16 protein-coding genes are annotated in these 25,741 nt (G+C 67.6%); 5 read left to right on the top strand and 11 right to left on the bottom strand.

Annotated elements, in window-relative coordinates; translation table 11 throughout:
- Positions 1–270: 270 nt before the first annotated feature.
- Together IMX13_RS18920 and IMX13_RS14240 are read right to left on the bottom strand one after the other, a co-directional pair.
- A complete protein-coding gene (locus IMX13_RS18920) occupies positions 271–675 on the bottom strand; it encodes a hypothetical protein (RefSeq protein WP_227255447.1) in 405 nt (134 codons plus the stop codon).
- Between the two features lie 110 nt (positions 676–785).
- A complete protein-coding gene (locus IMX13_RS14240; RefSeq protein ID WP_193396588.1) occupies positions 786–1,769 on the bottom strand; it encodes a LacI family DNA-binding transcriptional regulator in 984 nt (327 codons plus the stop codon).
- 159 nt (positions 1,770–1,928) lie between these two features.
- Here IMX13_RS14240 and ptsP point away from each other — a divergent pair, with 159 nt between their 5' ends.
- The 4 genes from ptsP (at position 1,929) to IMX13_RS14220 (ending at position 8,508) form a co-directional block, all read left to right on the top strand.
- Positions 1,929–4,439 (top strand): phosphoenolpyruvate--protein phosphotransferase, encoded by a 2,511-nt coding sequence (ptsP, locus tag IMX13_RS14235; protein ID WP_193396587.1) that lies wholly within the window; start codon positions 1,929–1,931, stop codon positions 4,437–4,439.
- Complete coding sequence (locus IMX13_RS14230; RefSeq protein WP_193396586.1) at positions 4,436–5,392, top strand: 1-phosphofructokinase family hexose kinase; 957 nt, start codon at positions 4,436–4,438, stop codon at positions 5,390–5,392. The genes ptsP and IMX13_RS14230 overlap by 4 nt, the downstream gene beginning before the upstream one ends.
- 83 nt (positions 5,393–5,475) lie before the next feature.
- Positions 5,476–7,176 carry a fructose-specific PTS transporter subunit EIIC gene (locus IMX13_RS14225; RefSeq protein WP_193396585.1) on the top strand — a complete coding sequence of 567 codons (1,701 nt, stop codon included), beginning with the start codon at positions 5,476–5,478 and terminating at the stop codon, positions 7,174–7,176.
- 78 nt (positions 7,177–7,254) lie between these two features.
- Positions 7,255–8,508: a carbohydrate porin gene (locus IMX13_RS14220; protein WP_193396584.1), complete on the top strand. Its 1,254-nt coding sequence runs from the start codon at positions 7,255–7,257 to the stop codon at positions 8,506–8,508.
- A gap of 48 nt (positions 8,509–8,556) precedes the next feature.
- Here the strand turns inward: IMX13_RS14220 and IMX13_RS14215 are convergent, their stop codons facing one another.
- From IMX13_RS14215 to IMX13_RS14185, 7 genes are read right to left on the bottom strand one after another with little or no spacing between them, the layout of a single operon-like run.
- Positions 8,557–9,408: an aldose epimerase gene (locus IMX13_RS14215; protein WP_193396583.1), complete on the bottom strand. Its 852-nt coding sequence runs from the start codon at positions 9,406–9,408 to the stop codon at positions 8,557–8,559.
- Positions 9,398–10,435 (bottom strand): glycoside hydrolase family 43 protein, encoded by a 1,038-nt coding sequence (locus tag IMX13_RS14210; protein WP_193396582.1) that lies wholly within the window; start codon positions 10,433–10,435, stop codon positions 9,398–9,400. Before IMX13_RS14210 ends, IMX13_RS14215 begins: the two co-directional genes overlap by 11 nt.
- Positions 10,436–10,451: 16 nt before the next feature.
- Positions 10,452–11,936 (bottom strand): MFS transporter, encoded by a 1,485-nt coding sequence (locus IMX13_RS14205; protein WP_193396581.1) that lies wholly within the window; start codon positions 11,934–11,936, stop codon positions 10,452–10,454.
- On the bottom strand, positions 11,923–14,589 hold the full coding sequence (locus tag IMX13_RS14200) for a glycoside hydrolase family 3 protein (RefSeq protein WP_193396591.1): 2,667 nt from the start codon (positions 14,587–14,589) through the stop codon (positions 11,923–11,925). The genes IMX13_RS14205 and IMX13_RS14200 overlap by 14 nt, the downstream gene beginning before the upstream one ends.
- Before the next feature lie 38 nt (positions 14,590–14,627).
- On the bottom strand, positions 14,628–16,310 hold the full coding sequence (locus IMX13_RS14195; RefSeq protein WP_227255452.1) for a glycoside hydrolase family 43 protein: 1,683 nt from the start codon (positions 16,308–16,310) through the stop codon (positions 14,628–14,630).
- Between the two features lie 59 nt (positions 16,311–16,369).
- Entirely contained in the window at positions 16,370–18,352 is a 1,983-nt protein-coding gene (locus tag IMX13_RS14190; RefSeq protein WP_193396580.1) for a sialate O-acetylesterase, read from the bottom strand.
- Positions 18,349–20,523, bottom strand: a complete 2,175-nt coding sequence (locus IMX13_RS14185; protein WP_193396579.1) for an alpha-glucuronidase family glycosyl hydrolase — start codon at positions 20,521–20,523, stop codon at positions 18,349–18,351. Before IMX13_RS14185 ends, IMX13_RS14190 begins: the two co-directional genes overlap by 4 nt.
- Before the next feature lie 92 nt (positions 20,524–20,615).
- Here IMX13_RS14185 and IMX13_RS14180 point away from each other — a divergent pair, with 92 nt between their 5' ends.
- Complete coding sequence (locus IMX13_RS14180) at positions 20,616–21,674, top strand: LacI family DNA-binding transcriptional regulator (RefSeq protein WP_053516379.1); 1,059 nt, start codon at positions 20,616–20,618, stop codon at positions 21,672–21,674.
- A 73-nt stretch (positions 21,675–21,747) separates the two neighbouring features.
- On the opposite strand, the gene IMX13_RS14175 is transcribed toward IMX13_RS14180, so the two are convergent.
- Together IMX13_RS14175 and IMX13_RS14170 are read right to left on the bottom strand one after the other, a co-directional pair.
- Complete coding sequence (locus IMX13_RS14175) at positions 21,748–24,306, bottom strand: exo 1,3/1,4-beta-D-glucan glucohydrolase (protein WP_227255446.1); 2,559 nt, start codon at positions 24,304–24,306, stop codon at positions 21,748–21,750.
- Positions 24,303–25,727 carry a sugar porter family MFS transporter gene (locus tag IMX13_RS14170; protein ID WP_180875208.1) on the bottom strand — a complete coding sequence of 475 codons (1,425 nt, stop codon included), beginning with the start codon at positions 25,725–25,727 and terminating at the stop codon, positions 24,303–24,305. Before IMX13_RS14170 ends, IMX13_RS14175 begins: the two co-directional genes overlap by 4 nt.
- Positions 25,728–25,741 lie beyond the last annotated feature (14 nt).

The raw sequence follows: 25,741 nt of genomic DNA, 5'->3' as shown, positions 1-25,741 counted from the left end.
CATGCTGCAAGCTCATCCTTGTCGGGGGAGCCAGCAGGCAGGCAAGAGCCAAGCCAGAGCCGGAGCCATTGCCAAGCCGAGCCCACGAACCGGATCAGCCCAGACATGACATTTCGCATAATGTATATTATGTTCACTCCGCTCCAGCAAGAGTGTCTCGGCACGCCTCTTACCACGTCCCGGCTTCTACACGGCCGTCTGGTCACGCCTGTGAGGGTCGTCAACTGCTCCCTGAGGACTTGGCATGTGTCCGTGCAGACTCAGCATCTGCTACTCACGACAGCGCAGCCACTCGCCCTTGGCGTTGCGCAGCTGCTCCCAGCCGTTGCTCAATCGCCGCATTGCGGTCCCGCCCATGCAGGCAGCGCCCAACCGCTTTGCCTCCGCGCTGCCGTAAGCCGGCATGCGCACAATCTCGCTCGACGGTGTTGGTATGCCTTGGCGACGCGCCTCACCTTGGATCAACGCCCGCTCGATGTCCGTGCAGTAGCGGCGCACGCGCAGATCGATGTGCTGCTGGCATCTGAGTGGTTCAGCGCCGAGATTGTTCGGCTTTGGCGGCGACGGCGTATGCCTGGGCAGCGGCTGCGGACCCGTCGCGGAGCGAATAGCCTGCGCGTGCGACGCCGTTGCCAGCAGCAAAAGCGCCACAACCAGGCCTGATCGAATGTCCATTTCGTCCTCCGTGTCCGTCAGCAAGGCATCCCATTACACATTGTGCGTGACGCGTCACGATAATTGGGGCGGACTGCAAGGCAGTTCCGCAGGCCCCAGGCGTCTGGAAATTATCGCGAGGTGGTTGATCCCCGGACCACGCAGCGACCGGTCATCACCAGCCGGCGCACCGGCATGTCCGGGGCACGCAGGCGCTCCAGCAGCAGCGACATCGCGGCCCGCCCCATCTCTTCCACCGGTTGCTCGACGACGGTGATGCCCGGTTCAACCAGCTCGGTCCAGCGCTCGTTGTCGAACCCCGCCAGCGCCAGCGCGCCTGGAATCGCTAGTCCTGCGCTGCGTGCCGCTTTCAGTGCTCCCATCAGCAGCAGGCTGTTGCTGGTAACCAGCGCCTCGGGCCTCAAAGGCCCAGCCAGCCACTGTCCGGCGGTGCTGATGGCGGCCTCGGCCGTGGGTTCGACTTCCCGGTAGTCCGGTTCCAGCCCATGCCTGCGCATGGCCGCAAGATAGCCATCACGACGTTCGGCCGCAGTGGTGCTGGTACTGCCGAACAGGCCGCCGATGCGCCGATAGCCGCGTTCAACCAGATGCTCGACCAGGCCGGCCATGGCCGCCGGATTGTCCAGCACCACGCTGTCGATCGCCCCGCCCGGCGCGGCGCGGTCGACCAGTACCGTCGGATAGTCCAGCGCGAGCCGTTCCAGCCGCCCCACCGTGGTCCGGGTCGGCGCGAAGATCAGCCCGCTGATGCGCTCCTCGTGCATCAACTGCAGGTACAGTGCCTCGCGCTCGGGGTCCTCGTCGGTGTTGCACAGGGTGACGCGCAGGCCCTCGCGATAGGCGACCTCCTCCACCGCGCGGATCAGCGCGGTAAAGAAGGGGTTGCGGATATCCGCCACGACCAGCCCGATGATGCCGGTATGCCGGGAGCGCAGGCGCCTGGCCTGCAGGTTCGGGCGATAGCCGGTCTGGCGGATGGCGGCCTCGACCCGGCTGCGCACCTCTCCACTGACCGGGCCGCCACCCAGCACGCGCGACACCGTGGATTTGGAGACGCCCGCCACGCGCGCCACGTCGTTGATGCTGATGCTCATTGGATTGGAAACGTTCCCGGTCAACTGTGCTGGCCGCAGCGCGACGGCCGTTCAGGACAATGCTAACGCCAAAGTACTATTGGATTTTTGTGCAGTGCACATTGAAATGCGGACTGGGAACGTTCCCAATACGCCAGCACACCCTTCCCGGAGCCCGCCTTGTCTTCCCTCCCCGCCCCTGCTCCCGTCAGCCACGAACTGATCCGCCTCGGCGCACGGGTCCGTGACAAGGCACATGCCATCGCCCAGGCCGCACAGATGCTGGTGGCCGCCGGCTGCGTTGCGCCGGGCTACGAAACCAGCATGGGCCGCCGTGAGCAGCTGGCGAACACCTTCCTCGGCCACGGTGTGGCGATCCCGCATGGGCTCGGCGAGGACCGCCATCTGGTGCGCCGCGATGGCATTGCCGTGCTGCAGTTGCCGGACGGTGTCGAATGGAATCCGGGCCAGGTGACGCGGCTGGTGGTCGGCATCGCCGCCCAGTCCGATACCCACATCACCCTGCTGCGCCGGCTCACCCGGCTCATCCAGGATGACGCCACGCTGCAGCGTCTGTTCACGACCGCCGAAGCGAGCGAGATCGTGACGGCGCTGGCCGGCGACGTCACCACCTTGGCCAACGATGTTCCAGCGCAGGATCTGGCCGAGGATTTCGGCTGGACCATCGCCTACCCCAATGGCCTGCATGCGCGCCCTGCCACGCGCTGGGCCGAGACGGCCCGCAGTTTCAGCGCCCGTGCCCAGGTGCGCGCAGGCGACCAGGCGGCCGATGCCAAGAGCCTGGTCGCGCTGCTGCAGCTGGGTCTGCGTCATGGCGACCCGGTGAGTGTGTCTGCCGAAGGCGCGGATGCGCCCGCACTGCTGGCCGCACTGCGCAGGGTCATGGAGGGGTTGGTGGCTCAGGAAAAGGCCGATGCCGAACGCGCAGCACAGCGCAAGGCGGCGCCGGTCGCGGGCTGGAATCCACCGGAGGCACACGCAGCGATCGTCGGCATTGGTGCCAGCCCCGGGTTGGCGATCGGCCGGATCCATGTGCTCGCCAGCAGGCAGACCAACGTCGCCGACCACCCCGCCCCGCTCGGGGAAGGCGGTGCACGCCTGCAGGACGCGCTCGGCCGCACCCGCCAGCAGCTGGCGGCGCTGCAGGACGACACCCAGCGCCGGCTCGGCGCATCCGATGCGGCGATCTTCGGGGCCCAGGCCGCGCTGCTCGACGACACAGACCTGATCACCCGCACCTGTCAGCTGATGGTGGAAGGCCATGGCGTCGCGTGGTCATGGCACCAGGCCATCGAACAGATTGCCTCCGTACTGGCGGCGCTGGGCAATCCGGTGCTCGCCGGGCGCGCAGCCGACCTGCGTGACGTGGGTCGGCGTGTGCTGGCACAGCTTGATCCGTCTGCGGCCGGCGGTGGTCTCGCCGACCTGCCCGCCTACCCCTGCATCCTGCTCGTGGCCGACCTGTCACCGTCTGATACCGCCAACCTCGACACCCGTCGCGTGCTCGGTCTGGCCACCGCACAGGGCGGGCCCACCTCACATACCGCGATCCTCTCGCGCACGCTCGGGTTGCCGGCGCTGGTTGCCGGTGGCGCGGATCTGCTGACGATTGAAGCGGGTGTGGAGGCCATCATCGACGGCAGCAGCGGGCGGCTCTATCTGTCTCCGTCCGATGCCGATCTCGCTTCGGCCCGCGCCTGGATCGCCGAGCAGCAGCACATCCGCGAACGCGAGGCCGCGCAACGCGCGCGGCCCGCGCAGACGACCGACGGCCACCGCATCGACATCGGTGCCAACGTCAACCTGCCCGAACAGGTGCCGTTGGCACTGGAACAGGGCGCCGAAGGCGTCGGCCTGATGCGGACCGAGTTCCTGTTCCTCGAGCGCGGCAGCACGCCCAGCGAGGATGAGCAGTACGCCACCTATCGGGCGATGGCCAGCGCCCTGGATGGCCGCCCGCTGATCGTGCGCGCGCTCGACATCGGCGGCGACAAGCAGGTTGCGCACCTGAAGCTGCCGCATGAGGACAACCCGTTCCTCGGCGTGCGCGGCGCGCGCCTGCTGCTGCGCCGTCCCGATCTTCTGGAGCCGCAGCTGCGGGCGCTGTATCGCGCGGCGAAGGACGGTGCGCGCCTGTCGATCATGTTCCCGATGATCACGTCCGTACCGGAACTGATCGCGCTGCGTGCCATCTGCGAACGGTTGCGCATCGGGCTGGAGGCGCCCGAAGTGCCGATCGGCATCATGATCGAAGTGCCCGCAGCCGCAGCCCAGAGCGATGTGCTGGCGCGCCATGCCGATTTCTTCTCGATCGGCACCAATGACCTGACCCAGTACGTGCTGGCGATCGATCGCCAGAATCCGGAACTGGCCGTCGAGGCCGACAGCCTGCATCCCGCCGTGCTGCGCGCGATCCGCGCCACGGTCGACGGCGCACGCACGCATGGGCGCTGGGTCGGCGTCTGCGGTGGCCTGGCGGGCGACCCGTTCGGCGCCATGCTGCTGGCCGGTCTCGGCGTGGACGAGCTGTCGATGACCCCGAACGATATTCCAGCAGTGAAGGCCCGCCTGCGCGGTACCCGGTTGGCCGATCTGCAGGCGCTGGCCGGCAAGGCACTGGACTGCGAAACCACCGAACAGGTGCGTGCCCTTGAGGGAGCGCGCGCATGAACCCCCGCGCCGTCACCGTCACCCTGAACCCGGCGATCGACCAGACCGTGCGCCTGGCGGGCCTGCGGCCGGGGCATGTGCATCGTGCCTTCAGCAGCCGTGACGACGCGGGGGGCAAGGGCATCAATGTTGCCGCCTGCCTGGCCGACTGGGGCGTGCCGACAGCCGCACTGGGTGTGATCGGCGAGGACAACCCGGGCGTGTTCAGTGCGCTGTTCTCGGCGCGCGGCATCACCGACGGCTGCCTGCGCGTGCCGGGCCGGACCCGCACCAACATCAAGCTTGTGGATGAGACCCACGGCGAGACCACTGATATCAACCTGCCCGGCCTGCCCTTGAACGGCGCCGATCTGGATGCGGTGTGCCGACGACTCGCCGCCGTGCTCCAGCCACAGCTGCCGGTGGTGTTGTCCGGCAGCCTGCCCTCCGGCCTGCCGGCCGATTCATGGACGCGACTGCAGGCGCAGGCGGGCGGCGCGGGCGCGCGGGTACTGCTCGACACCAGCGGCGATGCGCTCGCCGCCGCCCTGAGCAGCGCACACGCGTCAGTGCCCTATGCGGTCAAGCCCAACCGCCACGAACTGGAGTCGTGGGCCGGAACGCCGCTGCCGGATCGGAGCGCCCTGCGCGCTGCCGGCCTGCGCCTGCTTGAACGCGGGGTTGCGCTGGTGGTGATTTCGATGGGCGTCGACGGCGCGCTGTTCATGGATCGCAACGGCGCCCTGATCGCGCGTCCCCCGCGTCTGTCGCAGGGCAGCACGGTCGGTGCGGGCGACGCCATGGTGGCCGGTATCGCCGCCGCACTGCTTGAGCCGGCCTTCGACCTGGCCAGCTGCGCGCGCCTGGCAACGGCCTTTTCGATGAGTCGCCTGCACAGCGGCGACGCGCGACGGCTGGATCCGGCGCAGGTCCGCGGGTGGACGGACGATGTACTGATCGAACGATTGGATTGAAACCCTGCAGGCGGCGCTGCAGGCCCCACGGCCCGCCCCAGCGCCTCACGCAGAACAGAACCCGAAGAATTCCAGGAGTTCCCATGCACCCTTTCCCCGTCATCATCGCCGCTGGCGCGCGCAGCATCGAGGCCGTTCTCGCTGCCGAAGCGCTGCGCCGCGCCGCCCGCCAGCGTGGCCTCGAACTGGTGATCGAGATCCGCAGCGAACAGGGCGTGACCGGCGCACTTGATGCCGCACACGCCACCGCGACGACGCTCCTGCTGGTGGGCGACGGCGAGGCCGATCTGACCCGCTTCGACACTGCGACGGTGGTGCGCGCCGGCCTCGGCGAAGTGCTGGACGATCCACTCGCTGCATTGGCATCACTGGAAACTGCTGTGCCCAAGGCCGATGCGGCGGACCCTCGCAAGCGCATCGTCGCTGTCACCTCCTGCCCGACCGGCATCGCCCACACGTTCATGGCGGCCGAAGGCCTGCAGCAGGCCGGCAAGGCGCTTGGCCACGCAATCCGGGTCGAAACGCAGGGCTCGGTCGGTGCGCAGGATGCGTTGAGCGACGAGGAAATCGCTGCCGCCGACCTGGTGCTGATCGCCGCAGACCGTGAAGTGGATCTGTCACGCTTCACCGGCAAGCGCCTGTTCAAGAGTGGCACCAAGCCCGCGATCAACGATGGCCAGAACCTGCTCCGCAAGGCGCTGGCCGAGGCCAATGTCCACGCCGGCGCGTCTGCCCCGGGCCGCGCACCCGAGAAGAGCAAGGGCACCGGCCCCTACAAGCACCTGATGACCGGCGTATCGTTCATGCTGCCGTTCGTGACCGCAGGTGGCCTGCTGATCGCGTTGGCATTCGCCCTCGGCGGCATCTATGCCTTCGACCATGCACACAAGGGCACGCTGGCCTGGTCCCTGTTCCAGATCGGCGCCAAGGCCGGCTTCACTTTGATGGTGCCGGCACTTGCCGGCTACATCGCCTATTCCATCGCCGACCGCCCCGGCATCGCGCCCGGCATGATCGGCGGGCTGGTCGCGGTCAACATGGACGCGGGCTTCATCGGCGGCATCCTGGCCGGCTTCATTGCCGGCTATGGCGTGCACTGGATCAACCGAGCGCTGCGCCTGCCGCGCAGCCTGGAGGGCCTCAAGCCGGTATTGATCCTGCCAGTGCTGGGCACCCTGCTGGTGGGCCTGTTGATGATGTACGTGATCGGCACGCCGGTCGCAGGGCTGCTGGCCTGGCTGACCGAATGGCTGCGGGGCATGCAGGGCAGCAGCGCGATCCTGCTCGGTCTGCTGCTGGGCGGAATGATGGCGGTGGACATGGGCGGCCCGGTCAACAAGGCTTCCTATGCATTCTCCACTGCATTGATCTCCAGCCAGGTCTACACGCCGATGGCAGCGACGATGATCGGCGGCATGACGCCGCCATTGGGCATCGCATTGGCGACGTGGTTGTTCAGCAACCGCTTCACGGCCGAGGAACGCGGCACTGCCGGAGCCGCCGGCGTGCTCGGTCTCAGTTTCGTCACTGAAGGTGCGATCCCCTACGCCGCGCGCGATCCGCTGCGCACCATTCCGGCGCTGATCCTTGGCTCGGCCGTGGCCGGCGCGATCTCGATGGCCGCGGGCGTCGAACTGAAGGTCCCCCATGGCGGCGTGTTCGTGCTGCCGATCCCGAACGCGGTCACCCATCTGGGCGTCTACCTGCTGGCGCTGCTGGCCGGCGTCACCGTGACGGCGCTCGCGCTGCGTCTCCTCAAGAAGCCGGTCACCGCCGCGGCCTGACCGTTCTCCCTGCCTCGATCACTCGGCTGTCCCGGCTTTCCGGGGCCGCGTCGTTGCCCATCTACAGGACTTCCGCCCATGCCCCGCTCCTCCCGCCGCCTGCTGCTGGCCGCACTCCTGCTGACGCTGCCCTCGCTGGCCGCGGCCGCCGACCGGGGCGAGGTCGTTTCACCCAAGCTTTCCTACACCGGCGAAGCCGCGGCCACGCTCGACGGCGGCAAGAACAGCGGCACCGCCTACGCCGGCCAGTTGATGTTCGGCGCTGATGTGAACCTGGAGGCCGCGTTCGGGTGGCAGGGGGCAACGATCAAGGCCTACGGTATCAACCGCCATGGCACCAATCTGGCTGCCAGCAGCACCGGCAACAGCACCTCGGTGCAGGAAATCTACGGTGGCCAGGGGACGCGTCTGGCCAATCTGACCCTCGAACAGAAACTGCTCGACGACCGCCTGGTGCTCGAAGCCGGACGCAGCGTCGCCAACATCCACTTCCTCGGCTCCGAACTGTGCCAGTACTTCCAGGGCAATTCGGCCTGCGGCAACCCGACCTACGTGTTCCGCACCAGCAACTTCACCTGGTGGCCGGTGTCGAGCTGGATGGCCGATGCCACCACCTGGTTGACGCCGGATGTCTATCTGCGCGTCGGCGCCTACCAGGTCGATCCGAGTCAGGCCGAAGACGGCCAGCATGGCCTGAAATGGAGCACGCACCAGGCCACCGGCTGGATCGTGCCGTACACGATCGGCTGGCGCAGCCCGGCTTCGGCGCGGTTGCGGGCCCGGTATGAACTGGGTGGCTGGCAGGACAACTCGACCTATCGTGATCCGTTGCGCGACATCAATGGAATGCCCGCCGTGCTCAGTGGCCAGGACTACGCGAACCGCCACGGCCGCTCCGGTGCATTTGCCCGTTTCGAGCAGCAGCTGACCGGTGATGGCAGCGGTCGCGGCCTGACGGTCTTCGGCGCCGCGCTCAAGGGCACCTCAGGCCAGTTGATCGAGGATCACTTTCTGCAGGCCGGCCTGGTGCAGAAAGGCACCTTCGCCCGCCGTCCACAGGACAGCATCGCCTTCGTCGTGACCCAGCAGAAGTACAGCGGCATCGCCCTGGAGAACCTGCGCCTGGCGCGTGCCGCAGCCGGTGGCAGCGGCACCCCGCATGGGAGCCAGGTGATGATGGAGCTGAGCTACGGCATCCAGCTCACCCCACAGCTGCGGATTGCGCCGAACCTGCACTACATCGTCCATCCCGACCAGTTCAACGAACCTGCGCGCCAGCGTGACCTGCCGGATGCGCTGATTGCAGGCCTGCGCATCGATTGGAGCCTGTGATGGCCCGTTCCGTCGCAGTTCCCGCCCTGCGCTGAACCGCGCGGCAGTTCAGGGGGCGTCATGCTCCCAGACCAGCTCGAACGTCTGCGCCAGCTGCTGACCGGGCTGCAGCCGGCGCGGCGCGAGCGTGAAGCCATCAGGTGGCCCGCTCTGCGGTTCGACGCAGGTGGCGTGCGGGGCACCGTCGTAGACAACCCAGTGGTCGCCGTCCGATCGCAGCCGCAGGCGCTGCCCGCCGCGCACCAGCGCGATGTCACGATCACGGTCGGTGATGAAACAGTCATCCCATGGACCTGGCGTGGGCGGCACGCACGGCAGAACGGCAATACCCTCCTCGTCACGCGGGTACATCGCGCCAGGGTTGAACAGCAGCCGGTCCGGCTTGCGGAACCACGGGTGCCAGCCCAGTACTGCCGGCATGGCCTGCTGCGCAGCCTGCACCGAGAGGTGCAGCTGCAGGCAGTGTGCCTGCAGGCGTATGACCTGTCGGGCAACGCCACCGAAGGGCCAGTACCTGTCACGCGGCAGATCAAGCGTCAGCGTGGCACTCGTCGCGTCGAGGCTGTCGATCTGCCAGGGCCTGGAGAAGCCGACCCCGTGAATGGCGTGCCCGCCGAAGTTGACCGGCAATTCATGGGGTGCACCGTCGAAGCTGAAGTGTCCACGACGAATGCGCCCAGCCCACGGCACCATCGGATAGCAGCCCCAGGCGATCGTCGCCGCTCCGCCCTCCTCTGCGTCCACCAGCCAGTCCACGCCCCGGTAACGCATCTGTGCCAGTCGCCCCCCTGCCCCGGCCGCCAGCGCCACTTCGAGATCGCCTGCCTGAAGCCAGTGCAGCTCACCGGCCGGCAGCGGGGCGAGCGCGTCGTCCACCGGCAGCCTGCGCTCATGCACCATAGGGGTCGATGGTCCGGATGCGGCCATCGGCCTCCATGTGCAGCGGCGTGCACTTGGCCGAGCGCAGATGCGTCACGCCGCCGGACATCAGCGCATCGTGGTAGAACAGATACCACTGTCCCTTGAAGCTGCAGATGGAGTGGTGCGTGGTCCAGCCCACCACGGGCGTCAGCAGCACGCCGGCATAGGTGAACGGGCCATAGGGGCTGTCGCCGATCGCATAACACAGCAGATGCGTGTTGCCCGTGGAATAGGACAGGTAGTACCGGCCCTGATACTTGTGCACCCACGGCCCTTCAAAGAAGCGGCGCGCATGATCGTCCGCGCGCAGCGGCTGGCCGTGCTCGTCCAGGATCTGCACCTCGCGCGTGGGCTCGGCCAGTTCGGTCATGCCGGCATCGAGCCGGCCCACCCTCGGCCCCAGCGCCGGCGCACTGCCTGTCGGCTCCTCGTGCGCGGTGTCGTACCGATTGTCACGATAGTGCTGCAGCTGTCCGCCCCAGATCCCACCGAAGTACAGATAGTGGCTGCCGTCCTCGTCCTCGAATACGGCCGGGTCGATCGAGTACGCGCCCTGCATCGGTTCGGGCCGGGGAATGAATGGTCCCTCCGGCCGTTCGCCGACCGCCACGCCGATGCGGAAGAGGCCCTGCGCATCCTTGGCCGGGAAATAGAAGTAGTAGCGCCCGTCGCGGCAGGCGGCGTCGGGCGCCCACATCTGCTTGTGCGCCCACGGCACGTCGTCAAGGTGCAGCGCCTGGCCGCAATCGATGGCGTCGCCGTCGGGCATGTCCATCCGCAGTACGTGGTAGTCCTGCATGCCGAAGTGCCCACCCTCGTCGTCGAACGGCTGGCCGCCGTCGATGTCGTGCGAGGGATAGATGTAGAGCCGTCCCTCGAAGACATGGGCCGACGGATCGGCGGTGTAGATATGGGTCACCAGCGGCTGCGAGATGGCGTGTCGGGTGAGCTGCGCGAGGCGGGCGTCGTCGGCCCGGCCGTCGTCGCCTGGAGAGAGGTCGATCATGGTCGTCATCGTTGGGTTACGCGGACGCGTCGGCCGTGCGGCGACGCAGTTGGAGGTCCTGTTCGATGCGGGCTTCCGCGCGCTTGTCGATTTCGTACGCGAACAGCAGCGCCACGGCGAGCAGGAAAGGAAGGGAGCAGTAGACGCTTACGGTCAGGCGGATGCCCTCGACCACGCCCTCGGGCTGTGTCGCCATGCCCGCCTGGTAGCCGTAGTGGGCAAGAATGCCGGCGACCAGGGCGCCTCCCACGCTGAGGCCGATCTTCAGGCCGCACAGCATCGCCGAGAAGATGATCGCGGTGGCCCGGCGATGGTTCTTCCATTCCGAGTAGTCGGCAACGTCGGCGATCATCGCCCACAGCAGCGGGATGGTGATGCCGTAGCAGAATCCATGCAGCATGAAGGCAGCAAAGGCCACGCCGACCGCCGTCGGCGGAAACAGGTAGAAGGCCAGCAGGAACAGGGTGGAGATGAACAGTGCGCCACCGAAGACGTCACGCTTGCCGAAGCGGTCTGCCAGCCGTCGCGATACGCCGATGCCCAGGATCATGCAGATGATTCCGCAGGCATTGAACAGGCTGAAGGCCGAGGTTGCCGCGTCCTTGGGCCAGCTGAAGCCGGCGAATCCGGCACTACCCAGACCTGCGTTCAGCGCGCCGATCAGGCCGTTGAATCCTGAGTTTTCCAGAAAGTCGACCAGCGCAGCGTCGCTCATGTAGTACTGGAAGTAGTAGATGTACGTGCCGCCCTTCAGCGCCAGGTTGATGAACACCAGGACGGTCAGGGCCAGCATCACCTGCCACGGCCGGTTGTGCAGCAGGTCAGACAGATCCTGCAGCACGCCTCCGGTCTGCTCGCGGGTGGGGACGATGCGCTCGCGCGTGGTGGCGAAGGTGATCAGGGAGAACACCGTCCCGACGATGGCGAACACGGTCATCACCTGTTCGAAGCCACGCACGCGGTCACCGTCACCCAGGATCAGCACCAGCGGCATCAGCAGGACCTGGATGATGAACTGCGCGATCATCACGGCCACGAAACGGTAGGCCGACAGGCTGTTGCGCTGTGCCATGCTGCCGGTCAGCACACCACTCAGTGCGGAGTACGGCAGATTGTTCGCTGCATAGACGAAGACCAGCAGAGCGTAGGTGCCCAGCGCATAGATGACCTTGCCGCGCTCGCCCAGTTCTGGCGTGCTGAACGCCAGCAGCGACAGCACGCCGAACGGGATCGCCGTCCACAGGATCCACGGACGGAACCGCCCCCACCGCGTCGAGGTGCGGTCTGCGGCGATGCCGATCAGCGGGGTGAAAACGAACGCACCGAGCATGCCGACCACGAAGATGATCGTAGCCGCCGTTGCCGGCGGCAGCCGGTAGACATCGGTGTAGAAGAACGCCAGATAGGTGATCAGGGTCTGGAAGATCAGGTTCGCCGCGAGATCGCCCAGGCTGTAGCCCAGCTTCTCGCGCACCGTGAGGGTGTGTTCAGTGCTTGCCATGCACGGCCTCCACCGAGAACCCAGCCCGCGCGCGGATATCGGCACTCGAGGCGCCGACCCGCACCTCGTAGGCCCCGGGTGGCACCGCATAGGCACCGCCCGCTTCGTCATAACGGCGCAGGTCCCGCGGTGCCTCAAGCGAGAACGTCACGGTGCGCAGTTCGCCGGCGGCGAGATGGACACGCTGGAAGCCACGCAGTTCCTGCACGGCCTCGTCGCTGCCGGCCTGCTGGCGGCGCACATAGAGCTGCACGACCTCGTCACCGCTGCGTGTGCCGCTGTTGGTCACGTCCACGTGCACACCCAGCCGGCCATCGGCATTGATCCTGTCCGCATCAATGCGCAGTGCTGCGTAATCGAAGCGGGTGTACGAGAGCCCGTGGCCAAACGGATACAGGGGGGTGCCGCGGAAGTATCGGTAGGTACGGCCCTCCATGCTGTAGTCGTCGAACGCCGGCAGCGCTTCACCGGCCTTGTAGAAGGTCACCGGCAGGCGACCCGCGGGGTTGACGTCGCCGAACAGCGCCTGGCCCACCGCAGTGCCGCCGCGCTGCCCCGGGTACCAGCTCATCAGGATCGCCGGCAGATGGTCCTGGGCCCAGTCAACGGCCATTGCCGATCCGCCGGTCAGCACCATCACCACCGGCTTGCCGGTGGCATGCAGTGCCTCCAGCAGGGTGCGCTGGGGTGCCGGCAGCCGCAGATCGGTCCGGTCCCCGCCCGCGAAGCCCGGATAGTTGACGGTCATCTCCTCGCCCTCGACGTCGCCGGTCAGGCCGCCGACAAACACCACGACATCGGCGTCGCGGGCCGCATCAAGGGCTTCGTCGAAGGGTGCCTTGGCGCCCGGCATGCGCCAGCCCAGCCGCACGCCCGCATCGCGCTCGTCGTCGTAGTACTCCAGTTTCAGCTCATAGGCGCGGCCCGCATGCAGATCGACGTCGATACCTTCGGCGTGCAGACGATCCGTGTTCACCCAGTGGTCCAGCACGCGCTTGCCGTCCAGATACAGGCGGAAGCCGTCGTCGCCGGCCACCTCCAGCCGATAGCGCCCGGATACCGGCGGCAGCAGCTGTCCGGTCCAGCGGATGCTGAAACCATCGCTCGGAATGCCCTGCCCCGGCGCCGCCTCGCCACGGGCAAGCAGATTGTCGGTTGGCGAGCCGCGGTCCCAGCGGAAGCCGATCTGCGCGTCGGTGCGGACCAGTGCCGGCGTGCCCGACAGGTCGGCCGTGCGGAAGTACTCGCCACGCAGGCCACGCTCGGTCGACGCCGCCGACGGCCGCAGGAAGGTCGGCTCGATCAGCGGCGTCGCGCTGGGATCATCACGCCCCTCGACCAGGTCCACGCCACGGGCGTAGCGCACGTCGATACCCTTCGCCGCATCGCGGATACCCTGCAGTATCGTGACCGGCGCGGCCGGTGTGCCGAAGTAGTTGCCGAGCAGCGCCATGGTGTCGTCAGCCGTGGGACCGACCACGGCAATGCGCTTGAGGTCACGCGACAACGGCAGTACCCCCTCGTTCTTCAGCAGGACCAGCGATTCCTGGGCGGCCCTCAGCGCCAGGGTGTCGTGCGCGGGCGCCTGGTTGACCGAGGCGGGAATCCGCGCCCAACGCACCCGCTCCGGTGGATCGAACATGCCCAGGCGCATCCGTGCGGCGAACAGGCGTGTCACCGCGTCGTCGATCTCCGCTTCGGTGATCAGGCCCTGGCGCACGGCTGCGGGCAGCGTGGCGTACTCCTGTCCGCACTCCAGCTCGGTGCCATTCCTGACCGCCAGCGCTGCGGCGGCTTCACGGGTGGCAACGATCCGGTGATGTTTCCAGATATCGACGATCGCCCAGCAGTCCGAGACGACGTAGCCCTTGAAGCCCCAGTCACGCCGCAGCACGTCGCGCAGCAGGAACCGGCTGGCACTGGCTGACTCACCGTACACCCGGTTGTATGCGCCCATCACCGCATCGACATCGCCCTCCTTCACCAGCGCCTCGAACGCCGGCAGGTAGGTGTCGTACAGGTCGCGCCGGCTGGGCCGCGCGTCGAAGTGGTGACGGTCGGCCTCCGGCCCGCTGTGCACGGCCAGATGCTTGGCCGTGGCATCGAGCTTGCGGTACACCGGGTCATCGCCCTGCAGGCCACGTACGAAGGCGACGCCCATGCGGGCAGTCAGGTAGGGATCCTCGCCGTAGGTTTCCTGGCCACGGCCCCAGCGCGGGTCACGGAAGATGTTGACGTTCGGGGACCAGAACGTGAGCCCCTGGTAACGCCCGTGTGAGCCCTCGCGGAGAAACTGGTGATGCTTGGCACGGGCCTCGTCGCTGATGGTCGTCGCCACCTCGCCCATCAGCGGCACGTCGAACGTTGCCGCCAGGCCGATGGCCTGTGGAAAGACAGTGGCCTGCCCTGCCCGCGCCACGCCATGCAGCCCCTCGTTCCACCAGTCGTAGGCCGGCACACCGAGGCGCTCGATCGCCGGCGCGGCATTCTGCATCTGTGCGGCTTTCTCCTCCAGCGTCATCTGGGCGACCAGCGATGCGGCCCGCTGCTCGAAGCTGGCCGAAGCATCCAGCCACGGCCGCGGCGCAGCGGCCGACGCGGCGGTCGCCACGCACAGCAGCGCAGCATAAAGCGCCCGCCGGCCATGCCGCATGCTGCGGTGGCCAGCGTTGTTGGACGAAGTCGATATCATCATTTGCTCCTCCCGGCGCGCTCATCGCGCGCGAATGGTCCCAGCAGTGCGCCTACGAAGCCGCCTGCGCGATCAGTACTCAGAACCGTGCCATCCACACCGCGTGCCAGCGTTTGCCAGCCCTGCCCGTCACCGGTATCGAACGAGAACGCGTAGTCGGCCTCATCCCCGGCGATCTTCAGACGCAGGACCGCGGATGCGGGGACCTCGCGGCTGGCCAGCGTTCGCGTGCTGCCGCTGCCGTCGCGGCCCTCGAGGAAGACCGACAGACGATCACCGCGCACGCTGCGGACGCCAAGGAAGTACCAGTAGGCCTCGCTCTGGAATGCAGCCAGGCCCGCCGCGACGCCGATGGCCGGACGGGACATCTCGGTACTCGCCTCGAAGCGCAGATGCTGCTGGCGGCGACCGAGGAACGCCGGATTGCGCAGCGTGTCCAGATTCTCCGCAAGCGGGTGCACGGCCAGCATGCCCGGCCGGTCACCCAGGTCGGCCCAGGCCTGTTTGGGCACCCGAACGCGCAGCCAGTGGGCGGCAAGCGTCGGCCCATCAAAGGTGTCGCGGTCGACGAAGTTGCCGGTCAGCGGCGCCTGGGACGCCTGCCCCTGCATCCAGGACGGTGCCTTGACCACATAGGGAATGGCCTGGTCGGTCGGCAGGATCTGCGGCCAGCCATCCTGCCAGCGAACCGGTAGCAGGTAGGTTTCGCGCCCGGTGTTGTAGTGCCGCTTCTGGTAATTGCGGCTGGCAAGGAACACTGCCCACCACGAGCCGTCCGGGCCCTCGATCAGATCGGCGTGCCCTGCATTGGTGATCGGCAGCGGCCGGTCGTCCGGCAGCTCGCGCTGGGTCAGGATGGGATTGCCCGGATAGGGGATGTAAGGCCCCCACACATCACGGCTGCGCAGCACCACCTGTGAATGCTGCGGCCCTGTGCCGCCTTCGGCGTCGGACAGGTAGTACCAGCCCTCACGCTTGTAGATGTGCGGCCCTTCGATCCAGATGGGGTTCTTCGCCGGCTCCACGCCACCATCGACCAGCACCCTGCGCGGGCCGACCGGCTTGAAGGCCGACAGATCGATCTGCTGCATCCAGATGGCGCGGTGGCCGTCGTAGCGCGCCGGACCAGGCGGCACATCGTTGTTGATCAGATAGACCTTGCCATCGTCGTCGAAGAACAGTGACGGATCGATGCCATCGATGCTGGGCAACCAGTGCGGATCGGACCACGGTCCCGCCGGATCCCGCGCGATGGCAATGAAATTGCCACCACTGTCGGTCGCGGTGGTGACGACGTAGAAGGTTCCCTCGTGGAACTCGATGGTGGGCGCGAAGATGCCGCGGGAGACGCTCAGACCGTCGAAATCCAGCTGTGTCGGACGGTCGATCACGTTGCCGATCTGCTTCCAGTGGACCAGGTCGACGCTCTCGAACACCGGAATGCCCGGGTAGTAGGTGAAGCTGGAGTTGACCAGGTAGAACTTCCCGTTCGCGCCCACGATGCTCGGATCGGCGTGGAAGCCGGCCAGGATCGGGTTGCGGTAGTGGCCCGCCGGCAGCGGCGCCTCAAACGCGGTGTCATGACCGCGGTACTCGAACCAGTCGAAGTACACCGGCGGCGCGGCCTCTGGCGAGGCGGCATGGGCGGTCGCCGCCGACAGCGCGAACATCGCTGCCAGCATCCGGCGCGCCAGTGACACCCGGGCGCGCCGGGCAGAAGGGTGCTGCAGGGACAACATCTTCATCGTTGGGCCTCGGCGTCGGCAATGGGAAGTTCGAACGGACCGGCCGGCGCCCCGCTGCTGTCACGCAGCGTGCACACCGGGCCATCGGCCCAGCAGTAGCGGACATGCGTCGGGCGCAGGGAAGGCAGGCTGCGCAACACCACCCGGCGTCCATCCAGGTCGGCGTCGCTGTACTCACAGCGCGGGGCGACGGCATCGCACAGTTCAAAGCCGATGGGGTGCTTCGAACCGGTTGCTGCCAGGGCGCCGTCGACATCCTCGAATTCGACGGCCACGCCTGCCGGCACGCGCAGGGCCCTGGCCGCATCCGGCCCTGACGGGGCCACTGCGTGCTCGCCGTAGATGACGTGGCGCGCGACCCGGGCCAGACGGCGACCCAGTTCCTGCTTGTTCGGTGGGTGGATGTCGTAGGCATCGCCGATGTCGATGGCCACGGCGAGGCCACTGCGGGGATCTTCGGCCGCGACCCGGCGCTGTGCGTCGCGCACCTGCGCCCATCCGCTGTCCGCAGGGGCGACGGGCGGTTGGCCATAGCCAGCCAGTTGCACCAGCAGCAACGGCGTATCCGTACCGAACTGGCGTCGCCAGTCGTCCCGCAGCGAGCGCAGCAGTGCCGCATATCCGGCGCCGTCGCCGGTGTTCGACTCCCCCTGGTACCACAGCATGCCGCGCAGTCCGAACACGCCCAGCGGCGCGATCATGCCGTTGTACAACGTCGACAGACCCGTCGCCGCCTGCCAGGGAGCGAACGGGGGCGCCTGTCCGCCAGGTGCCATCCGGTACTGCCAGCGCGTATCCAGCACCACCCGCTGACCGTCCTCCAGGATCACCGCATGTGCGGTGGCGGGGCCGGCCAGGCCGCCTTCACCGTAGGTGTCCAGCACATTGACCACGACACTGTTGGACCCGGCCTTCAACAGCCCCTTCGGCAGCGGATAGCGCCGCTCACCGGCGCCATACTGGCTGCCCACGGCGACACCGTTCACCCAGGTCATGTCCGTCTCGTCAACGGATGCCAGTTCGAGCGTCGCGCCCTGCGCCGCCTGTTGCGCACTCAGCGTGACCTGCGTGCGATACCACACCATGCCGTTGTAATCGGCAAGCGCCGGGACGTTCCAATGCTCCCATGCGCCCAGCGCTGCCGGCGCCGGTTGCCATCCGCTGTCGCTGGCCTCCGCGCGCCACGGCGCTTCACCGGGAACAGCGTCATTGCGCGTCGCCCACCACTGCTGCCAGTACCGCCCCCAGCGTGCGCGTGCCGCCAGGGGGTCACCGGCATACAGCGCGAGGATATCCAGGGGCTCTGCCATGCCCCGCTGCGCGCGCAGCGCCTCGACGCTGGTCCATGCCTCGATCCGCGAGCCGCCCCAGGCGGCCTGGATCAATCCCATCGGCACGGCGACCGTGCGCTGCAGCTCGCGTGCGAAGTAGAGGCAGGTCGCGGAGAAGTCGCGCACCGTGGCGGGCGATGCCGGCGTCCAGGCAACCTCGCTCTGGAATGTCGTCTGCGCCTGCACCGCCGCGGCCTGCGGCACGGTGAACAGTCGGATCGTCGGCAGCGTGGCGGAGGCGATCTCGCTGCCTGCATTGAGCGCGCGCCACACGGGCAGCTCCATGTTCGACTGTCCGGAGCACAGCCAGACATCGCCGACCAGGATGTCGCGGGCGATCTGGATGTCCTTGCCGGACATTGCCTGCAGCATGTGGGGCCCGCCTGCCGGAGTCGGCTGCAGCGTGGCGTGCCATCGGCCCGTGGCATCCGCCTGCGTGGTCACCGCCTGCCCGGCGAAGGTCACGGAAACCTCCTGTCCCGCAGGCGCCTGGCCCCAGACCGCGATCGGCCGATCACGCTGCAGGACGGCATGATCCTGGAACAGCGGATGCAGCAACGCCGCCGGCTCCCGTGCCGCGACGGACCCGGCCATTGCAGCCAGGGCCAGCAGCAAGGCCGCCCGCCCGGCCCGTCCGATCATGCTCATCGTCCATCCCCCGGTGCGAAAGGAAACTGCAATGCCTGGTAATACGACAGCGGGTGCGGCGGTGGCGGTTCGCCGGGCGGCAACGGCCGGCCGCTGAGCGACTGGAAGTACGCCACGCTGGCATCGCGCCACCATTGCGCCTCCTCCTGCTGGATCTGCAGGAACGCGGCCACGTGCTGATAGCGTTGTGGATCGATCCGGCCCTGCAGGGTTGCCCAGGCAGCCTGCAAGGACTGCACCTGGCGCACGCCACGCGAGTAGCGTCCCACCAGTTCGTCCCACAGCACCTGCCCCGAACGCATGCGGTGATCCCACGGCACATGATGGAACCACAGCAGCAGCGACTCCGGCACCCGCGCCAGGTCGCCGTACTCCGCGGCGACCGCCGGGGCGTACAGGGACACCGCGTTGCTTCCGGCCGATGTGCGGTCGAAGCCCACGCCGTGCCGGTCCGCGCGGTGGTAGTACACGGACGTCCAGTCGGCGCGTGGCCCTCCATCCACCCAGGGACCGGGGCCGTAGTGATGCCCACGGGCCATGAGGTGATGCAGGCCCAGCGGGGTCATGTAGTCCACCGCCGCTTCGCGCGAGGCCATCATCATCCGCACGATCGGGCCGGTCACCTGCGGGTCCGGCGAGAACGTCAGCGCGGCCCAGTCTTCAGCGATGGCGCGGGCAGACTGCTGCGGATTCCAGGCCAGCCGCCCGAAGGCATACCAGTTGGCCTGATCGAAGTGCGAGCCGCTCCAGGTCCGGTCCACGCCGATGTTGGCGACGCCGGCGATGCCGGTCAGCCCGTGGCCGTGCAGCGAACCGTCGACCACGCGCGCGACCGTGGAGCCCGGTCCGCGTACCCGGGTGTCGGCCCGCAGCACTTCCTCGTACAGCGTGCCCAGGTACACCAGGTGCGTCGCAAAGCCCAGATACTCCTTGGTGATCTGGAACTCCATCATCAACGGCGTGCGTGGCATTGCGCCGAACAGCGGATGGAACGGCTCGCGGGGCTGGAAATCGATCGGCCCGTTCTTCACCTGCACGATCACGTTGCGGCGGAAGGCACCGTCCAGGCCGATGAACTCACCGTAGGCCTGCTTGGCGCGATCTTCGGGTACCTCGTGCGAGTAGACGAAGGCACGCCACATCACCACGCCGTTGTGCGGCGCCAGGGCATCGCCCAGCAGGTTGGCACCGTCGGCATGGGAGCGGCCGTAATCCTGCGGGCCCGGTTGGCCCTCCGAGTTCGCCTTGACCAGGAAGCCGCCGAAATCCGGGATGAGGGCGTAGATCTCTTCGACCTTTTCCCGCCACCAGCGCTGCACCTCCGGATTCAGCGGATCGGCCGTGGCCAGACCGCCGAGCTCGATGGGCGCGCTGAAGCGTGCGCTCAGGTACACACGAATGCCGTAGGGGCGGAACAGGTCCGCCAGCGCGGCGGCCTTGGCGAGATAGGCCGGCGACAGGCTCAGGGCGCTGGCATTGACGTTGTTCAGTACGGTGCCATTGATGCCCAGCGACGCGTTGGCCCGGGCGTAGTCGGTATAGCGCGGGTCACGCCACTGCGGCAGGGTCTGCCAGTCCCACAGGGAGCCGCCCGCGTAGCCGCGTTCGACGTAGCGATCCAGGTTGTCCCAGTGATCGAGCACCCGCAGCGCAACCCGGGGCGATTCCCGCACGTCCAGCGACTCCAGCGATGCGCCACGCTGCAGCAGCCGCAGCAGGTGGAACACGCCGTACAGCACACCGATGTCCTGCCGTGCCGCCACCAGCAGAAGATCGCGTCCTCCGCTGCGGACCTTCCTGATCAGGTAGCCATCCTCACCCAAGGTGGCAATGTCTTCGCGGAACGGCGCGACCAGCATCGAGGACTGCGGCGTGCCCAGCACCAGGGCGCGATCACCGGCGAGGTCCGTGCGGATGGGCGGTGCCGTTCCCAGTACCCCGGGAAGGCCGCGCGCCAGTTCATCACGCGCGGCGCGCTGGGTAGGCGTCTGGTCAGGGGCGACCACCTCGCCCAGCTGCAGCCGATAACCGGCAGCGACCTCCACGGCCGCCGGCACGTAGCGCATCCACAATGCGTAGCCATCCTCCGCATGTGCGCCACCGGCGCATGCCAGCAAGGCAAGGGCGGCGCACAGCCGTCCGCCGACAGCACGGAACAACGGCGTTAACATTCGACTTTGTAGACTACGACCGGCGCCGGAACGGTTCATCATCTGCCCTCGCACCTGCGCGGCAACGCCACCAAGAACAAAGGGATCGTGCATTGGACAAGCCGAAGAAATCGGTTCGCCGCAGAACCGCGGGCGTGACGATCGACGAGGTTGCGGCCCTTGCCGGCGTTTCGCCGATGACCGTGTCGCGGGTGATCAACCAGGGCAAGGTGCGGGACGTCACCCGCGAGCGGGTGATGCGTGCCGTGCGTGAGCTGGGCTATACGCCCAATCTGGCGGCCAGTTCGCTGGCCGCTGCGCAGCACACGCGCATTGCGTTGATCTATACCAATCCCAGCGGTGCCTACCTGCGCGAACTGCTGGTCGGGCTGCTGCGCGTCGCGTCCAGCTCTGCCATCCAACTGGTCATCGACTACTGGGACAACCTTGACGATGAGTCCGAGCGCACGGCAGCGCGTGCCCTGGCCAGCCGCGTCGACGGGGTGATCCTGCCGCCGCCGCTGTGCGAATCGCAGGCGGCCGTGAGTGAACTGGTGAAGGCCGGCATCCCGGTGGTGGCCATCGCATCGGGGCGCCTGAGCGAGGCCCTGTCCTGCGTCCGCATCGACGACTTCAACGCAGGCAAGGAAATGACCGAGCACCTGATCCGGCAGGGCCACAGCCGCATCGGCTTCATCCGCGGGCGCCGGGATCTGAGCGCGAGTGCGCGTCGCTACGATGGTTTCGTCACCGCGTTGCAGGAAGCCGGACTGTCGGTGGAACCCGGCCTGGTCCAGCACGGCGACTACACCTACCGGTCCGGACTGGCCGCCGCCGAGAAGCTGCTGTCCCAGCGTCGGCCACCGACGGCCATCTTCGCCAGCAACGATGACATGGCGGCAGCCGCCATCTCCGTGGCGCACCGACGCGGCCTGGAGGTTCCCCGCGACCTGTCGGTGGTGGGCTTCGATGACACATCGGCCGCGACCACCGTGTGGCCGGAACTGACGACGATCCATCAGCCGATCGCCTCGATGGCCAATGCTGCCATCGATATCCTGCTGCGCACCATCCGTCGCCCGGCCGGAAACGCCCCCGTACTGCGGGATCATGTCGTGCCGCATCGCCTGATCGCACGCGATTCGGTGGCGGCCCCGCCTACGCACCGGTAGCGCACAGGCCCGTGTCATGCCGGCACCCGCACGGTGCCTGTGTCCAGCGCGCTGGCCTTCAGGCAGGATGCCATCACGCACCGCATCCGAGGGTGGTCTCGGCTTCGTTCAGCGCGCCCAGCGCCACGCGGGACACGGAGATCGTCATTGCATCAGCCGTCCCCACCGACCACGGCCGATCCAGCGCACCCACCTTCGCTCCGGCCGCAGCCAGGCATTTCAGGGGAATGCCCACGCGCGTCCACTGGCCGACCGGAAGCGCCGCCAGCGTGGGCCCGATGGCGATGCGCGCCGAGCACCCGGCACCACAGCCCACCGACAACCACGCGTCGCCACGTGGTGCCACGTCGACACGCAGCGTGGTCAACAGCATCAGATCACCGTTGGCTTCCCGCTGCAGGTCCAGCGGCGTGTGCGACTGCAGTGCGACCACGGCTTCCCCCTGACCCGACCAGGCAAGACGCCGGCCATCCTCCTGGGCCAGATGATCCACACCGGTGATCTTCAGACGGTCATCTGCCAGTGCATCCGGCACGCTGATCACGGTCATGCCCTGCCCCGCACCATCTTCCAGCCGCAGCGCCATGCCGGCACCTGCATCGCCGCGGGCAAAGAAGACACCGGTTGCCCCCTCGTTGCCGGTGACGCCCGAAACTTCCGGCAGCGCCGCCAGATCGCCCTTGTCGGCATAGCTCAGACCGAAGCCGAACGGGAACAGCGGGGCGTAGTCCTTCTGGCCGACGTTGTTGGCGTACTGCGTGGCCGTACGTGGCCAGCTGAAGCTGAGTCTGCCCTTGAAGTCGTGCTGCATGCGGCCATCCGGACCACGCAGCAGTACGTCGGCAACGCCACCGCCTTCCGATCCCGGCAGCCACGCCGCCACGAAGGCGTCCGCGGCATTGATTTCCCGGTTCACCCAGAGAGGTCGCCCGCTCAGGAAGACCGCCACCACTGGAATGCCGTCTTCCTTGAGCCGGCGAATCAATCCCAGATCCGTTTCATCGCCGGGCTTGTAGGCCAGCGTGGGCAGGTCGCCCTGGAACTCGGCATACGGATCTTCACCGAACACCACCACCGCCACATCCGGCTTCACTGTGTATCTGCCATCGATGGCAAGCGTGGCCTCGCCACCCGCGGCCCTGGCCTGCTGCGCAATGCCCTCGAAGATCGTATCCGCATTGGGGAAGTCCTTGCGGGTGGTGCCGGTGCCCTGCCAGTTCAGCGTCCAGCCGCCGGCCTGCTTGCCGACATCATCGGCACCGTCGCCGGCCACGAGGATCCGCTGCTTTGGCGACAGCGGCAGGATGCCGTTCTGGTTCTTCAGCAGCACCAGCGACTCGCGCACCGCCTGCCGCGCCACCGCGCGATGCTCAGGGGCGCCGATCAGCGCGAACTGGCCGCCGACCGCCCGGGTGGAAGGCCTGCCCGCCTCGAACAGGCCCAGGCGGAACTTCACCCGCAGGATCCTGCGCACCGCATCATCCAGCCGCTCAGGAGTGATCCTGCCGTCATTTACTGCCGCCAGGGTGGTTTCGTAGAAGCCCTTCCAGCTGTCCGACGCCATGGCCATGTCCAGGCCCGCATTGATGGTGGCGGGACAGTCGGTGGTCGTGCAGCCCTTGATCTGTCCATGGCCATTCCAGTCGCCGACCACGAAGCCGCCGAAGTTCATCCGCCCTTTCAGCACGTCGGTGAGGTAGTGCCGGTGGCCGTGCATCTTCTCGCCGTTGACGCTGTTGAACGACGCCATGGCGGTCTGTGCTCCGGCAGCGATCGCCGGCGGATAGCCGGCCGCATGGATGCGCACGAGCTCGGCCTCGCTGATGCGGGTGTCGCCCTGGTCCTTCCCGCCGGTCGTGCCACCATCGCCCAGGAAGTGCTTCACCGACGCGATCACATGGCGGCCATCAAGAAAGTCAGGCGACCCTATCCTGCCCTGCAGGCCCTCCACCATGGCACCCGCATAACTGGCCACTACGGTGGGAGACTCCGAATAGCCCTCGTAGGTGCGCCCCCAGCGGTCATCCTGCGGAACCGCGACCGTTGGCGCGAACGTCCATTCCATGCCGGTGACGCGTGTCTCCAGCGCGGTGATCTCGCCGATCCTGCGCAGCAGCTCGGGATTGCGAGCAGCGCCGAGCCCGATGTTATGTGGGAACAGCGTGGCGCCGATGATGTTGCTCTGCCCGTGCACCGCGTCGATGCCGAACAGCAGCGGAATTGCCTTTCCACCCTGCGAGGTGTCCATGGAGGCGTCGTAGAACGCGTCCGCCAGCGCCAGCCACTCGGCGGGCGATGCATCGTAGCGACCGCCAGGATCGGAGTTGCCTCCGGCCAGGATCGAGCCGAGCCGGTATCTGCGCACGTCGTCGGGGGTGATGCTGGCGATGTCTCCCTGCACCAGCTGGCCGACCTTTTCCTCCACGGTCATGCCGGCCATCAGGTCGGTGATGCGTTTCTCCAGTGCGGCATCCTCGGCCAGGGGCCAGGCCACCTGTGGCCATGGATCAGCCTCGGTAGCGGTGGCCTGCGCTGGCCGGTCTCCCCCCTTGCAACCGACCAGCGCCAGCATCAGTCCGGCGATCAGCGCGCCGGCACGGCGCATGGAATCCTGCGATGTCATGGCGCTCATCCTTCCATCTGCTCCAGTTCCTTGCCCTTGGTCTCGTGCACATGGCGCAGCACGAACACGACCGAGACCACCGCGGCCACCAGGTAGATGCTGTAGGTTGCCGCCAGCCCGGCCGCGGCCAGCAGCATCGGAAACGTCACCGTGACCGCGAAGTTCGACGTCCACTGCGCTGCACCGGCGACGGCCAGTGCCGAGCCCCGGATCTGGTTGGGGAACATCTCGCCCAGCATCACCCACATCACCGGTCCCCAGGACAGATTGAAGAACACGACGTAGGCATTGGCGGCGACCAGCGCCAGGGTGCCCATGCGGCCCGGCAGCTGCAGGTGCCCGTCGGCCAGCGAGCCGCTGGCGAAGGCCACCACCACCAGCGCCAGGGATACGGACATGCCCACCGAGCCGATCCACAGCAGCGGCTTGCGACCGATACGGTCGATCAGCAGCACGGTGACGAGGCATGCGCCGATGCTCAGTGCGCCGGACAGCACATTGATCAGCAGCGCGTCGTTCTCCGAGAACCCGACCGCCTGCCACAGCACGGCGCCGTAGTAGAAGACCACGTTGATGCCGACCAGCTGCTGAAAACAGGCCAGGCCGACACCCACCCAGACGATGGGACGGATCCGCCCGGTCGCCCTGCTCCTCAGGTCGGACAGCCGCGGACGATGATGGTCGGTGGACAGGGAGGCCTCGATCTCGTCGAGCGTGAGCTGTGCCTTGTCGCGGCCCAGCAGCCGGGTGAGAACCCGCAGTGCGTCCTCCTTGCGCCGCTTCACCACCAGGTAGCGGGGGCTCTCGGGGATGGTCAGCAACAGCAGCAGGAACACCAGCGAGGGCACCGCCTGCATCCAGAACATCCAGCGCCACGCGGCCTGCCCTGCCCACAGAGGCTCCGTCGATGCCCCGGCGGCGGCGGCCAGCAGGTAGTTGGACAGGAACGCTGCGGTCAGCCCGCTGATGATCGCGATCTGCTGCACCGTAGCCAGTCGGCCACGGTAACGGGCGGGTGCCACCTCGGCGATGTAGGCCGGTGAAATCACGCTCGCCGCGCCAACTGCAAATCCCCCTATCACCCGCGCGACGATGAACCACGCGGAAGAGCCCGCAGCGCCGGCCCCCAGCGCCGACAGCAGGAACATCACCGCCGACAGGATCAGCACATTGCGCCGCCCCAGCCGGTCGGCCAACCTGCCGGCGCTGAAGGCGCCCACGGCGCAGCCCAGCAACATCGAGGCGATCTCGAAGCCCTGCATCCATTCCCCGGAGCGGAACGCCTGGTGCAGGCCGTCCTGGGTGCCGTTGATGACGCCACTGTCAAACCCGAACAGGAACCCGCCAATCGTTGCCACCACGCTGATCAGAACGATCAGCCGTGTGTTCTCTCCGCCATCTGCTGCCTGGTTCATCGACATCCCCTCGATCGCTCCATTGCCGC

Source organism: Stenotrophomonas sp. B2, from assembly GCF_014947095.1.
Taxonomy (GTDB): Bacteria; Pseudomonadota; Gammaproteobacteria; order Xanthomonadales; family Xanthomonadaceae; genus Stenotrophomonas; species Stenotrophomonas maltophilia_P.
The sequence above is the reverse complement of the archived record's forward strand: the minus strand, read 5'-3'. Positions and strand labels throughout refer to the sequence as shown.

Coding starts and splice junctions, on each gene's coding strand:
- IMX13_RS18920 (WP_227255447.1), bottom strand. CDS start 675: ATGGACATTCGATCAGGCCTGGTTGTGGCGCTTTTGCTGCTGGCAACG.
- IMX13_RS14240 (WP_193396588.1), bottom strand. CDS start 1,769: ATGAGCATCAGCATCAACGACGTGGCGCGCGTGGCGGGCGTCTCCAAA.
- IMX13_RS14230 (WP_193396586.1), top strand. CDS start 4,436: ATGAACCCCCGCGCCGTCACCGTCACCCTGAACCCGGCGATCGACCAG.
- IMX13_RS14225 (WP_193396585.1), top strand. CDS start 5,476: ATGCACCCTTTCCCCGTCATCATCGCCGCTGGCGCGCGCAGCATCGAG.
- IMX13_RS14220 (WP_193396584.1), top strand. CDS start 7,255: ATGCCCCGCTCCTCCCGCCGCCTGCTGCTGGCCGCACTCCTGCTGACG.
- IMX13_RS14215 (WP_193396583.1), bottom strand. CDS start 9,408: ATGGTGCATGAGCGCAGGCTGCCGGTGGACGACGCGCTCGCCCCGCTG.
- IMX13_RS14210 (WP_193396582.1), bottom strand. CDS start 10,435: ATGATCGACCTCTCTCCAGGCGACGACGGCCGGGCCGACGACGCCCGC.
- IMX13_RS14205 (WP_193396581.1), bottom strand. CDS start 11,936: ATGGCAAGCACTGAACACACCCTCACGGTGCGCGAGAAGCTGGGCTAC.
- IMX13_RS14200 (WP_193396591.1), bottom strand. CDS start 14,589: ATGCGGCATGGCCGGCGGGCGCTTTATGCTGCGCTGCTGTGCGTGGCG.
- IMX13_RS14195 (WP_227255452.1), bottom strand. CDS start 16,310: ATGCTGGCAGCGATGTTCGCGCTGTCGGCGGCGACCGCCCATGCCGCC.
- IMX13_RS14190 (WP_193396580.1), bottom strand. CDS start 18,352: ATGAGCATGATCGGACGGGCCGGGCGGGCGGCCTTGCTGCTGGCCCTG.
- IMX13_RS14185 (WP_193396579.1), bottom strand. CDS start 20,523: ATGTTAACGCCGTTGTTCCGTGCTGTCGGCGGACGGCTGTGCGCCGCC.
- IMX13_RS14175 (WP_227255446.1), bottom strand. CDS start 24,306: ATGAGCGCCATGACATCGCAGGATTCCATGCGCCGTGCCGGCGCGCTG.